Genomic DNA, 12,348 nt, shown 5'->3' with positions numbered 1-12,348 from the left:
CGCGAGCGAGTCGGGGGTGCGCGCGAAGTCGTGCGGGAAGTGGTGCTCGCCGGGCGCGTAGCCGGGGGCGACGGGGTACGTGTCGAGACGGTCCGGGTCCAGCGCCGCGAGCCGCCGCTCGCGCACCAGGCGGCCGAGCCGGTCGGCGGCCGCCTCCGCGCGGGCACGGTCGGGAGCGGCGTCCAGGAAGGCCACGGCGGCCTCGATCTCGTACGGATGCGACGCTTCCAGGGCGGCCACGGTCTGCCAGCAGAAGTCGGTGGCCCGGAACAGCCACGCGTGCCACACCTCGTTGCGGTGCAGCAGGCCCACCACCGGACCCGTCGCCAGCAGCTCGCTCGGCGGGTCGTCCACCACCGGCACGAAGGGTGCCAACGGATAACCGCGCTGGCTCGGACAGACCGCCGGCAGGGCGCCGTCCGCGGTGGACACCGAGGTCAGATAGCGGCACACCCGCTCCACCCGCTGCCCGCCGCACCGGCCGACCGCGTCCAGAACGTGCAGCGCGCGGGCGGTGTGCAGCGGCTGGCTCACCGGGCCGCGCAGGTCGGGCTCCAGCGCGTGGCCGTAACCGCCGTCCTCGTTGCGATAGGCGTCCAGGGCCCGTTCCACCGGGTCCGCGCCGCCGTTCAGGAAGCGGTGCGCGAAGAGCCGCTGCTCCAGCACGCGCGCGGTGAGCCAGACGAAACGCTCCGCACGGAGGAGGGGGGTGTGCGCCGGGCGCGCGGAGAGGAGTGAGGGACCACCTGATTCGGCCATGGACCAGACCGTAGAGCCACCGGACCCCGCCGAGAACGGTCCCGGACACTCCCGCCCCCCGAGGCGGGATACTTGAGGCATGCGGTTGACGGTCTTCTGGCAGCGGATGGCGGAGCACTTCGGTGCGGGGTACGCCGACTCCTTCGCGCGCGATCACATCATGTCCGAGCTGGGCGGACGGACGGTGCACCAGGCACTCGAGGCCGGCTGGGACGCCAAGGACGTGTGGCGCGTGGTGTGCACCGTGATGGACGTGCCGGGGGACAAGCGCTGAGCCGCGGTCGTCGCCCGGTGCCGGGCGACATCGGCCGAAAGGCGGGGACGAAATACGCGAATCGCCGGTCCCCCGGTCGACGGACGCCCCGCCGGGTGTGTTGACGGACACATACCGAGTAGGTCACCCCGGGCCCTCATACGGTCCGCGCTGTCGGTGGCGTGGGCGAGACTTGGCGCGTGGCACGCATCGACGACATCGAGCCGACCGACCCGCAGACGGCACCTCCGGCCGGGGCCGCCGCCTCCGCCGCCGGCACGCCGCCGCGTGAGCCCGCGGCCGGTGCGCTCACGGGTGGCCGGATGCCGCGCTGGCTGCCGCGCGCCATGGTGCTCGCGCTCGCGCTGGTCGCCCTGTTCCAACTGGGGAGCTGGGCCTTCCACGAGCTGACCGGGCTCCTCCTCAACATCCTGATCGCGTTCTTCCTGGCGCTCGCCATCGAACCCGCCGTCAGCCGTATGTCCGCGCGGGGAATGCGCCGGGGGCTCGCCACCTTCCTGGTCTTCCTCGGTCTGGCCGTCGTCACCGCGGGCTTCTTCACCCTGCTCGGCTCGATGCTCGCGGGCCAGATCATCAAGATGATCGAGGGATTCCCCGAGTACCTCGACTCGGTCATCAACTGGGTCAATCAGACCTTCCACCTGCAGGTCCGCCGGGTCGACGTCCAGGAGGGCCTGCTCCACTCCGACTGGCTGCGCAAGTACGCGCAGAACAGCGCGGCCGGCGTGCTCGACGTGTCCGCGCAGGTGCTCGGCGGGCTCTTCCAGATCCTCACCGTCGGCCTGTTCTCGTTCTACTTCGCTGCCGACGGCCCCCGGCTGCGCCGCGCCCTGTGCTCGGTGCTGCCGCCCGCGCGGCAGACGGAGGTGCTGCGCGCCTGGGAGATCGCCGTCGACAAGACCGGCGGCTACATCTACTCGCGCGGCCTGATGGCCCTCGTCTCCGGCGTCGCGCACTACATCCTGCTCCAGGCCCTCGGCGTGCCGTACGCGCCCGTGCTCGGCGTCTGGGTCGGCCTGGTCTCGCAGTTCATACCGACCATCGGCACCTACCTCGCGGGCGCGCTGCCGATGCTGATCGCGTTCACCGTGGCGCCCTGGTACGCGGTCTGGGTGCTGGTCTTCGTCGTGGTCTACCAGCAGTTCGAGAACTACATGCTGCAGCCCAAACTGACCTCGAAGACCGTCGACATCCACCCCGCCGTCGCCTTCGGCTCGGTCATCGTGGGCACCGCCCTGCTCGGCGCGGTGGGCGCCCTGATCGCCATCCCGGCGGTCGCCACGCTGCAGGCGTTCCTGGGGGCGTACGTCAAGCGGTACACGGTCACGGACGACCCACGTGTGCACGGCCACCGACTGCGGCGGCAGGGCCGCCCGGACACCTTCCTCCGCCTCCGGCTGGGGCGCCCGCGGACCCCGGAGCCGGACTCGGAGGGGTAGCGGACCAGGGGGCTTCCCGCTCGGCGCGGGCGCGCCGGTGGGCCGCCACGCGTTCTCGAGTGGCGCACCGCCGTGAGCAGTAACGGCGGGGCGGGCCGCTGCCCCGGGTGACGTAGACGTTGTCGCAGCTCGGGGAGGCGCAGGTGCCGCCCGGCGGACGCTGGCGGTCCCAGAGCAGGACGGTGAGCGCCAGGCAGGAGGAGGCCAGGAGCCACTCGGCCCAGGGGGCGTCGTCGGCGCGGTCCAGGTGGGGGTGCCAGGGGGTGGTGCCGTCGTGGGAGGAGAGCCTGAGGCGGCCGGTGTGCGTGTGCAGCAGGCGGTTGAGGATCGCGGCGGCGGTGTCGGTGTCCTCGGCGGCGAACACCTCGCGCAACAGGGCTGCGGACGCGCGCATCTCGGTGACCTCGCGCGGGGAGAGGTCGATGTCCGTCTCGCCGTACGCCAGCAGGACGGCTGTTACGTCCGCCGCGGTCGAGTCGTCATCGGCGAGGGCGTTGATCAGGTCGGCGGTGCGCTGGGCCGTCGTCAGCACCGAGTGGCGGGTGGACCAGTCGTCGGGGGCGGGGGTGGAGGACACGGGGCGAATGTAACGCATATTGCAGAGGTTTGAGTTACCTCCGTAACGTCCGTGCGGTGGGGAAGCGTTACGGGCTTGCCGTATACCTTGCGGGCGCGGTGGCCGCTCGGGTGGGGGACGAGATGTCGGGGCCCGCGCTGATGCTGGCCGGGTTCGCGGTTACGGGTTCGGCCGCTGCGGGATCGGCGCTGCTCGCGGGGGTCACGATCTCCGCTGTGGTGGGTGGGCCGGTGCTTGGGCTGTTGCTCGATCGGGTGGAGCGGCCGGGGTGGCTGCTGGCGGGGGCGCTCGGTCTTTACGGCGGGGGTCTGGGGCTGGTGCTGCTCGGGCTCGGCCGGGTTCCCTTTGCCGTGGTGCTGGGGCTTGCCGTGGTGGTGGGGGTGGCGGGGCCGGCTGTCGCGGGCGGGTGGACGGCGCAGTTGTCCCGGCTGGTGCCGGGTGGGGTGCCGGAGCGGGTGAATGCCCTTGACGCCATGACGTTCGGGGCGGCGAGTCTGGCCGGTCCCGCGCTGGCGGGGAGTGTGGCGGAGGGGGCGGGGGCGGCTGGTGCTGTGGTGGTGGCCGGGGTGCTGATCTGGGTGGCGGTGCCTGTGGCGTGGGGGTTGCCCGGGGTGTCTGCCGGCCGGGAGGCGGCCGGCGGGGGCTTTGCCGCTGGGGTGCGGTTCGTGGCGGGGAATCCCGCTCTGAGGCGGGCGACCTTCACTTCAGCGAGCTGCTGCGTGGCGCAGGGGGTGCTTACGGCTTGCGTCCCCTTGCTGGGGGAGCGGTCGCTGGGTGGGGCGGCGCGCGGGGTGGTGCTGCTGTCGTGTGCGGCGGGGGCGGGGCTGGTGGCCAACTGTGTGCTTGCCTGCCTGGTGGTGGCGCCGGATGCGGTGATCCGCGTGGGTGCGCTGGTGCAGGCCGCCGGGTTGGCGCTGGCGGCGACGGGCCGGCCGGCCGCGCTCATCGGGGCCGCGCTGCTGATCGGCGCCGGCGAGGGCCCGCAGCTGACGGCCCTGTTCGCCATCCGTCACCGCGAGTCCCCTGACCATCTGCGCAGCCAGATCTTCATGACGGGCGCCAGCATGAAGATCACCGGTTTCGCCGTGGGGGCCGCGCTCGCGGGGCCGCTTGCGGCGCGTTCCCTGCCGGGTGCTCTGCTGCTGGCGGCGGGGGTCGCCGTTGTGGCCGGTGTCAGGGGTCCGGGGTAGTTGAGGCTCCCCAAGCGCCTCCCGTAGCCGGGCCGGGCGCACTCGACCCCACCGGACCCGCCGGGGCCCGACGTGCTTGACATGAAAATCGAACATCCATTCTTATGGAGGCTCAGGCAAGGCCGACGGCAGGGATTTACGTACGGTTCGGGTAGGGATGTACCCCAGTTATCCACAGGCTGGGCCGACGTCGGGGCGCGTTGTCAGTGGCAGGCGTTAGCGTCTTTGACGTGAAGCGATCGACTCAAGCAAACCGGGTGGAACCCATGGCAGGAACCGACCGCGAGAAGGCGCTCGACGCCGCGCTCGCACAGATTGAACGACAATTCGGCAAGGGCGCAGTGATGCGCATGGGTGAGCGGTCGATGGAGCCCATCGAGGTCATCCCGACCGGCTCGACCGCCCTCGACGTGGCTCTCGGCGTCGGTGGCCTGCCGCGCGGACGTGTCGTGGAGATCTACGGCCCGGAGTCCTCCGGTAAGACGACCCTCACCCTGCACGCTGTGGCCAACGCGCAGAAGGCCGGCGGCCAGGTCGCCTTCATCGACGCGGAGCACGCCCTCGACCCCGAGTACGCGAAGAAGCTCGGCGTCGACATCGACAACCTGATCCTGTCCCAGCCGGACAACGGCGAGCAGGCGCTGGAGATCGTGGACATGCTGGTCCGCTCCGGCGCGCTCGACCTCATCGTCATCGACTCCGTCGCCGCGCTCGTCCCGCGCGCGGAGATCGAGGGCGAGATGGGTGACAGCCACGTGGGTCTCCAGGCCCGCCTGATGAGCCAGGCCCTGCGGAAGATCACCAGCGCGCTCAACCAGTCCAAGACGACCGCGATCTTCATCAACCAGCTCCGCGAGAAGATCGGCGTCATGTTCGGCTCGCCGGAGACCACGACCGGTGGCCGCGCGCTGAAGTTCTACGCCTCGGTGCGCATCGACATCCGTCGCATCGAGACCCTGAAGGACGGCACGGACGCGGTCGGCAACCGCACCCGCTGCAAGGTCGTCAAGAACAAGGTCGCCCCGCCGTTCAAGCAGGCCGAGTTCGACATCCTCTACGGCCAGGGCATCAGCCGTGAGGGCGGTCTGATCGACATGGGCGTGGAGCACGGCTTCGTCCGCAAGGCCGGTGCCTGGTACACGTACGAGGGCGACCAGCTGGGTCAGGGCAAGGAGAACGCCCGCAACTTCCTCAAGGACAATCCCGACCTCGCCAACGAGATCGAGAAGAAGATCAAGGAGAAGCTGGGCGTCGGAGTGCGTCCCGAGAAGCCGACCGCCGAGCCGGGTACGGACGCCGCCGCGGTCACCGCCCCGGGCGCCGACGCGAAGGCCACGGACGCCAAGGCGGCCCCCGCCGCGGCCAAGGCCGCCAAGCCCAAGGCCGCCGCAGCCAAGAGCTGACCCGTGACGCGACGAACCGACTGGGCCGAGTACGACCACTCCGCGTCCGGTGCCCCACGGGGGAGGGGCACCGGACGCGATCCGGCCACGGCCGCGCCCGGTGACGACGCGGACGGACTCGAGGACAGCCACCCGGCACCACACCGGTCCGGGTGGGACGGCACAGGCTCGGAGGGGCCCCACGGGGGCGGCTCCTCCCGGCGCGGCCGTCGGCGGCGCGGCTTCGGGGAGCCCGCCGGCACGGACGAGGACACCCCGCGCTCGTCGAGGGCCGGGCAAGGGGTGTCCTCCACGGAGGCGGACCCGGCCGAGAAGGCGCGGAACATCTGTCTGCGTCTGCTCACCGGAACCCCGCGCACCCGCAAGCAGCTCGCGGACGCCCTGCGCAAGCGGGAGATCCCGGACGAGGTCGCCGAGGAGGTGCTGTCGCGGTTCGAGGAGGTCGGACTGATCAACGACGGTGCCTTCGCGGACGCCTGGGTGGAGTCCCGGCACCACGGCCGGGGGCTGGCCCGTCGCGCCCTCGCCCGTGAACTGCGCACCAAGGGCGTCGACTCGGCGCTGATCGACGAGGCTGTGGGACAGCTCGACTCCGAGCAGGAGGAGTCGACCGCCCGCGAGCTGGTGGACCGCAAGCTGCGGGCCACCCGTGGGCTCGACCGGGACAAACGGCTGCGTCGCCTCGCCGGGATGCTCGCCCGCAAGGGGTATCCCGAGGGCATGGCCCTCCGCGTCGTCCGTCAGGCGCTGGAGGAAGAGGGCGAGGACACGGAGTTCCTGGCGGAGGACGGTTTCTGACGGTCGGACAGGAGGGTCCGCTCAGGACGCCGAGCCCCGAGCGGACATACTACTCAGGCCACCGGCTCCACCGGCAGCCCCGCTGCGCGCCATGCCTGGAAGCCGCCCACCAGGTCGGTCGCGCGGCGCAGGCCGAGCTGGTGCAGGGAGGCGGCCGCCAGGCTGGACGCGTAGCCCTCGTTGCAGATGATCACGACCCGCAGATCGTGGCCGGTGGCTTCCGGCACCCGGTGGCTGCCCTGCGGATCGAGCCGCCACTCCAGCTCGTTGCGCTCGATCACCAGGGCGCCGGGGATCAGCCCGTCCCGGTCGCGCAGCGCCGAGTACCGGATGTCGACCAGCAGGGCCTCGCCGTCGCGGGCCGCATCGTGCGCCGCTCGCGGCTCGATGCGCCGGTAGCCGGAGCGGACCCGCTCCAGCAGCTCATCGATCCCCACCGGACGCAGCGTGTCGCCGTCGCCGCTCACTGCCAGTCCTCCGGGCGCTCGACCTGCTCCAGCCGGAGCACTTGGCCGGTACGGCTGTAGCGGCGGATGCGCGGCAGCGGCGGGTAGTAGGCGTGGACCGAAACGGCGTGCCGGTCGGGGGAGTCGTTGAACACCTCGTGCACATGGTGCCGGCCGAACGCGCGGCCCTGGCCGGCGCCGAGGCGGCGTTCGCGGTCGACGTCCCCGGTGAGTTCCAGGGTCCGCCAGCCGTCGGTGGGCAGCCGGGCGGCCAGCGAGTTCTCGTGCAGTTCGCCGGACGCGGTGAGGAAGGCGCCGACCGAGTCCGCGTGGTCGTGCCAGCCGGTGCCGGTGCCCGGCGGCCAGCCGATCAGCCACGCCTCACTGCCGCCCGGCCCCTCCAGCCGCAGCCAGGTGCGGCCCTCGGGGTCGAGCGGGAGGGAGGCGATCAGTTCCGCGTCGGCGGCGGCGCGCCGGAGGAAGTCGAGCAGCTCGGCCTGGCTGGGGGCCGAGGTGCGCATGGGGGAGGTGAGGGGGGAGACAGACACGTGCACCGTCCTGAAAAGGGTTCGCCGAACGGGCGCGCGACGGCGCCCGGAGAAGGGGGATGCGAATTCAGCAGGACGGGCGACACACGCAGCCCGCATAGCGGAGCAGGTCCATATGGACCCTCCGCCACAGGCATACATGGGTGTCGGTCACGATTCGGAGTACAGCATGCCGCCGCACTCCGGTCAATCGGTCGTCATCATGTGGACAGCGAGGGACCGCGCCCGAGGTCAGCGCGCCCCCGAACCGGCCTCCGCCTCCTCCTTCAGAGCGTCCTCCAGCGGCACCGCGCCCCCGAGCGCGGCCTCCGCCGCCGCGTACAGATCGGCGGGCCGTACCCCGCTGAGCGCGGTGACCAGATGGCCGTCCGGGCGGATCAGGAGCACGCTGTGCGCCGGGGCTCCCGGATAGCTCTCCGCGACCAGCAGCTCCGCCCGGTGCGGCAGCGCGGTCACCGCGGCCGCCAGCCGGGGCATGACCCCGGCGGACATCCAGTGCTTGCGGTCCCACACCCCCGTACCCGGCGCGATCAGGACGACGAGCAGCGCCCCCCGGCCCAGCCGGTCGCGCAGCCGCACGAAGGAACCGTCCTCCGCGGTGACCCGTACATCGGTGACGGGCGCGCCCGGCTCGGTGTCGACCGGGATCTCGCCCTCCAGGTAGCGGGGCGCGAGAGGCGAGGCGGCGTACGCCCCCGGCTCACCGAGCGCACCGCGCCCCAGGTGACCGTCCGCCATCAGGGTGTCGTGATTGCGGGACGCGCCGGGCACGTAGCCGCGCAGTCCGCCGGTGCCGCGCAGCACCGGGAGCAGTTGGTCGGCGGCGCGCAGCCGGGCGGCGACCACCGCGCGCCGCTCGGCCTGATAGCTGTCGAGCAGCCCCTCGTGCGCGCCGTGGTGCCAGGTGACGGCCAGCTTCCAGGCGAGATTGTCGGCGTCCCGCAGCCCCTCGTCGAGGCCCTGGGTGCCGAGCGCGCCGAGCAGGTGGGCGGCGTCCCCGGCGAGGAAGACCCGGCCGGAGCGCCAGCGGCGGGCCAGCCGGTGATGGACGGCGTGCACACCGGTGTCGAGGAGGTCGTAGGCCGGGACCGCGCCCCCGGTCCAGCCCGCGAGGGTCTTGCGGACGTTACTCACCAGGAACTCGGGCGTGATCAGATCCTTGCCGGCCGGCAGCAGCCAGTCCAGGCGCCAGGTGCTGTCCGGCAGCGGGCGGGCGCTGACCTCCGTGGAGGGATGGCCGGACGACCGCCACGGCGGCATCCGGTGCAGCAACGCACTGCCTTCCCAAGGGAGTTCGACGCGCAGGGTGGCGACCGCGTGCCGCTCCACCGCCGTTCGGCCGGGGAAGCGGATGTCCATCAGCTTGCGGACCGTGGAGCGGGGGCCGTCACAGCCGACCAGATGACTGCCCCGCCACCACGTGCCCCGCGGGCCGCGGGTGTGCGCGGTGACACCGGAGCGCTCCTGTTCGAGGGAGTCGAGACGGCTGTCCAGGGCGACCTCGATCAGCGGTTCCGCGTCGGCGGCCGCGCGCAGGGCGGCGGTGAGGACGTGCTGTTCGACGTGGAGCGGCGCGGGGTCCCCGGCCGCGAAGGCGATCTCGCCCACCACCTGCCTGCGCCGCTGCGAGCGCCAGCCGCTCCAGCGCAGCCCCAGGTCACCGGCCCGGACCGCGGTCAGCCGCTCCAGGAGTGCCGCGGTGTCCTCGCGCAGGACGACGGTGCGCGCCGGCCGGGGCTCGTCCTTGCCGCCGGTCTCGTCGAGGACGACGGACGGCACCTCCTGGCGGGCCAGCGCCAGGGCGAGCGTGAGCCCGACGGGCCCCGCTCCGACGATGATCACCGGGTCCACGGTGTGGCGCCCCCTGCCCATGACGATGCCTCGACGAACACGCGGGAACAGGAAGGTGAAGCGGGGTGCACGATCACAGAACGTATGCAACCCATTGGCAGAGTATGCGTCAAGTGACCGGGGCCCGTGGCGATCACCCCACCAGGATCGGGCACGGCGCCCAGGACCGCAATGGGGGCCGGGACGGCGCGTGCACGCCGTCCCGGCCCCCGAGAGGCACGTCTGAACAGGTGTCAGCCGGTCTTGCCCACAGGCACCGAGCCGCCGACCTCACCCGCGTTGAGGTCCTCGACCGTGCCGGCCCCGAGCACCGCGCCGGTACCGCGCGTGCTGCGGCGCAACCGCCCCTCCAGCCACGAGGCGAAGGAGGTGAGCAGGAAGTTCAGCACGATGTAGAGGACCGCCACCACGGCGAAGCTCTGGATGACGTTGGCGTAGTTGGCCGCCAGGGTGCTGCGGGCGTTGAGCAGGTCGGTGAACTGGAGCATGACACCGCCGAGCGCCGTGTCCTTCACGATCACCACGAGCTGGCTGACGATGGCCGGGAGCATCGCGGTGACGGCCTGCGGCAGCAGGATGCCCGCCATCGTCTGGCCCTTGCGCAGGCCGATGGCGTAGGCGGCCTCCGTCTGCCCCTTCGGCAGCGAGAGGATGCCCGCCCGGACCACCTCGGCCAGCACCGAGGCGTTGTACAGCACCAGGCCGGTGATGACGGCGTACAGCGGCCGGGAGTCACTGGGGATGTCGGTGGAGCGCACGTAGAACTCCCCGGCGAACAGCATCAGCAGCAGCACCGGGATGGCGCGGAAGAACTCCACGACCACGGCCGCCGGTACGCGGACCCAGCGGTGGTCGGACAGCCGGGCTATGCCGAATATCGCGCCCAGGGGCAGCGCGATCACCATGGACAGCGCGGCGGCCTTCAGGGTGTTGCCGAGGCCGGGCAGCAGATACGTGGTCCACGCCTCGCTGGTGGTAAAAGGCTTCCACAGCGCCCACGCCCACTGGCCCTTGTCGTCCAGCTTCATCACGGCCCACCACAGCACCAGGCCGAGCAGGACGAAGAAGACCACCGAGAGGACGACGTTGCGCGTCCGGGCGCGGGGGCCGGGCGTGTCGTAGAGGACGGAACTCATCGCTTCACCGCCAGTCGCTTGCCGAGCCAGCCCAGCAGGAGGCCGGTCGGCAGGGTCAGTACCACGAAGCCGAGGGCGAAGACGGCACCGATGGCCACGGTCTGGGCCTCGTTCTCGATCATCGTCTTCATCAGGGTGGCGGCTTCGGCCACGCCGATGGCGGCCGCCACCGTGGTGTTCTTGGTCAGGGCGATCAGGACGTTGGCCAGCGGGCCGATGACGGAGCGCAACGCCTGCGGCAGCACGATCAGCCGCAGCGTCTGGGAGAAGCTCAGCCCGATGGCGCGGGCCGCCTCGGCCTGCCCGAGCGGCACCGTGTTGATGCCGGAGCGGATCGCCTCGCACACGAACGCCGCCGTGTAGGCGACCAGTCCGAGCACGGCCAGCCGGAAGCCCTGGATCTTGAAGTCCTCGTTGCCCATGGTGACGCCGAAGATGTCGGCCAGGCCGAGCGAGGTGAACAGGATGATGATCGTCAGCGGGATGTTCCGCACGATGTTGACGTAGGCGGTACCGAACCCGCGCATCAGCGGGACAGGGCTGACCCGCATGCCGGCCAGCAGGATGCCCCAGACGAGGGAGCCGACGCCGGAGAAGACGGTGAGCTGCACCGTCGTCCAGAACGCCCCCAGGACGTCGTAGCCTTCAAGAAAGTCGAACACGTTCTCCCGCGCTTCCGGGTGTGTGGCCTACGGGGTGGTCGGGGCGCGCCGCCGTCCGGGAAGCGGTGGACGGCGGCGCGGGCCGTGGACCGTGCGGAGCCCGCCAGGTCCTCGCGTCGTGGTGCCGGGACTACTTGACGATGTCGCCGATCTTCGGGGCGGGCTCGTTCTTGTAGTGGGCCGGCCCGAAGTTCTTCTCGACGGCCTTGTCCCACGACTTGTCGGCGACCATCTGCTCCAGCGCCTTGTTGATCTTGTCGACGGTCGCGGAGTCGCCCTTCTTGACGCCGATGCCGTAGTTCTCGTTGCTGAGCTTCAGACCCACGAGCTGGAACTGACCCTTGTACTTGTCCTGCGCGGCGAAGCCCGCGAGGATCGAGTCGTCCGTGGTCAGCGCGTCCACGGCGCCGCTCTGGAGACCGGCGACGCACTCCGAGTAGCCGGACAGCGGACGCAGGTTGGCCTTCGGGGCGATCGTCTTCTGGACGTTCTGCGCCGAGGTGGATCCGGTCACGGAACACAGCTTCTTGCTGTTGAGGTCCGTGCCCTTGGTGATGTTGGAACCCTTCTTCACCAGCAGGTCCTGGTGAGCCAGCAGGTAGGGGCCGGCGAAGTCCACCTTCTGCTTGCGCTCGTCGGTGATGGAGTAGGTGGCCGCGATGAACTTGACGTCGCCGCGCTGGAGGGCGTTCTCGCGGTCGGCGCTCTTGGTCTGGACCCACTCGATCTGGTTCGGCTGGTAGCCGAGCTTCTTGGCGACGTAGGTGGCGACGTCCACGTCGAAGCCGGAGTAGGAGCCGTCCGGCTCCTGCAGACCGAGACCCGGCTGGTCGAACTTGATGCCGATCTTGATCTTCTTGCCGCCCGAGGCGTCGTCCTTCTTGTCGCCGCCGCACGCGGTGACGGACACGGCGAGCGCGAGCACGACGGCGGAGGCGGCGGTGACCTTGCGGAGCTTCATGGTGGACATCCTTTGCGTGATGCGTGACGGAGCGAACGTGAGAGAGAGCGCGAGGACGCGGGCCGCCGCGCGGACGGCACCGGGCCGCCCGGAGATCCGGACGGCCGGGACGGCACGGTCGGTGCGGGAGCCCGGCCCGGGGCTCAGTGGTGCAGGATCTTGGACAGGAAGTCCTTGGCCCGGTCGCTGCGCGGATTGCTGAAGAACTGCTCGGGGGCGGCCTGTTCGATGATCCGGCCGTCCGCCATGAAGACCACGCGGTTGGCGGCCGAGCGGGCGAAGCCCATCTCGTGGGTGACGACGA

14 protein-coding genes and 1 pseudogene are annotated in these 12,348 nt (G+C 71.5%); 5 read left to right on the top strand and 10 right to left on the bottom strand.

The genetic code is table 11. The features are described 5' to 3' along the window. On the bottom strand, nucleotides 1–759 hold a 759-nt coding region (locus tag GT030_RS34935), incomplete at its 3' end, for a hypothetical protein (RefSeq protein ID WP_161204499.1). A 79-nt stretch (nucleotides 760–838) separates the two neighbouring features. Between GT030_RS34935 and GT030_RS34930 the strand changes: the two genes are divergently transcribed. Beyond that, complete coding sequence (locus GT030_RS34930) at nucleotides 839–1,033, top strand: DUF3046 domain-containing protein (protein ID WP_161204498.1); 195 nt, start codon at nucleotides 839–841, stop codon at nucleotides 1,031–1,033. Between the two features lie 302 nt (nucleotides 1,034–1,335). Further along, a complete protein-coding gene (locus tag GT030_RS34925; protein ID WP_237523032.1) occupies nucleotides 1,336–2,472 on the top strand; it encodes an AI-2E family transporter in 1,137 nt (378 codons plus the stop codon). On the opposite strand, the gene GT030_RS34920 is transcribed toward GT030_RS34925, so the two are convergent. Further along, nucleotides 2,357–3,049: a CGNR zinc finger domain-containing protein gene (locus tag GT030_RS34920; protein WP_346009814.1), complete on the bottom strand. Its 693-nt coding sequence runs from the start codon at nucleotides 3,047–3,049 to the stop codon at nucleotides 2,357–2,359. The two genes, GT030_RS34925 and GT030_RS34920, sit on opposite strands and share 116 nt — an antisense overlap. Nucleotides 3,050–3,105: 56 nt before the next feature. On the opposite strand from GT030_RS34920, the gene GT030_RS34915 reads away from it, so the two are divergent. The 3 genes from GT030_RS34915 to recX all read left to right on the top strand — a co-directional run bounded on the left by GT030_RS34915 (nucleotide 3,106) and on the right by recX (nucleotide 6,440). Beyond that, nucleotides 3,106–4,239, top strand: a complete 1,134-nt coding sequence (locus tag GT030_RS34915; protein WP_161204496.1) for an MFS transporter — start codon at nucleotides 3,106–3,108, stop codon at nucleotides 4,237–4,239. 266 nt (nucleotides 4,240–4,505) lie between these two features. Next, the gene (gene recA / locus GT030_RS34910; RefSeq protein WP_161204495.1) at nucleotides 4,506–5,642 is read left to right on the top strand and encodes a recombinase RecA; all 1,137 of its coding nucleotides are present in this window, start codon (nucleotides 4,506–4,508) and stop codon (nucleotides 5,640–5,642) included. 3 nt (nucleotides 5,643–5,645) lie between these two features. Further along, the gene (recX, locus tag GT030_RS34905) at nucleotides 5,646–6,440 is read left to right on the top strand and encodes a recombination regulator RecX (RefSeq protein WP_161204494.1); all 795 of its coding nucleotides are present in this window, start codon (nucleotides 5,646–5,648) and stop codon (nucleotides 6,438–6,440) included. Nucleotides 6,441–6,493: 53 nt separating this feature from the next. On the opposite strand, the gene GT030_RS34900 is transcribed toward recX, so the two are convergent. The 8 genes and pseudogenes from GT030_RS34900 to GT030_RS34870 form a co-directional block, all read right to left on the bottom strand. Continuing rightward, nucleotides 6,494–6,913 carry a rhodanese-like domain-containing protein gene (locus tag GT030_RS34900; RefSeq protein ID WP_161204502.1) on the bottom strand — a complete coding sequence of 140 codons (420 nt, stop codon included), beginning with the start codon at nucleotides 6,911–6,913 and terminating at the stop codon, nucleotides 6,494–6,496. Then, the gene (locus GT030_RS34895; RefSeq protein ID WP_161204501.1) at nucleotides 6,904–7,407 is read right to left on the bottom strand and encodes a cysteine dioxygenase; all 504 of its coding nucleotides are present in this window, start codon (nucleotides 7,405–7,407) and stop codon (nucleotides 6,904–6,906) included. Before GT030_RS34895 ends, GT030_RS34900 begins: the two co-directional genes overlap by 10 nt. A 94-nt stretch (nucleotides 7,408–7,501) precedes the next feature. After that, nucleotides 7,502–7,588, bottom strand: a complete 87-nt coding sequence (locus tag GT030_RS37505) for a putative leader peptide (protein WP_346009815.1) — start codon at nucleotides 7,586–7,588, stop codon at nucleotides 7,502–7,504. Between the two features lie 77 nt (nucleotides 7,589–7,665). Further along, nucleotides 7,666–9,285 carry an FAD-dependent monooxygenase gene (locus GT030_RS34890; RefSeq protein ID WP_161204500.1) on the bottom strand — a complete coding sequence of 540 codons (1,620 nt, stop codon included), beginning with the start codon at nucleotides 9,283–9,285 and terminating at the stop codon, nucleotides 7,666–7,668. Nucleotides 9,286–9,518: 233 nt separating this feature from the next. Then, a complete protein-coding gene (locus tag GT030_RS34885; protein ID WP_161204493.1) occupies nucleotides 9,519–10,421 on the bottom strand; it encodes an amino acid ABC transporter permease in 903 nt (300 codons plus the stop codon). Beyond that, nucleotides 10,418–11,083 (bottom strand): amino acid ABC transporter permease, encoded by a 666-nt coding sequence (locus GT030_RS34880; RefSeq protein ID WP_161204492.1) that lies wholly within the window; start codon nucleotides 11,081–11,083, stop codon nucleotides 10,418–10,420. Before GT030_RS34880 ends, GT030_RS34885 begins: the two co-directional genes overlap by 4 nt. 130 nt (nucleotides 11,084–11,213) lie before the next feature. Next, entirely contained in the window at nucleotides 11,214–12,044 is an 831-nt protein-coding gene (locus GT030_RS34875) for a glutamate ABC transporter substrate-binding protein (RefSeq protein ID WP_161204491.1), read from the bottom strand. Nucleotides 12,045–12,187: 143 nt separating this feature from the next. Next, a pseudogene (locus GT030_RS34870) lies at nucleotides 12,188–12,348 on the bottom strand (amino acid ABC transporter ATP-binding protein); the annotation flags it as partial.

The organism is Streptomyces sp. SID1328, from assembly GCF_009865595.1.
Lineage (GTDB): Bacteria > Actinomycetota > Actinomycetes > Streptomycetales > Streptomycetaceae > Streptomyces > Streptomyces griseoluteus.
This window is presented reverse-complemented; position numbering and strand designations above follow the sequence as displayed.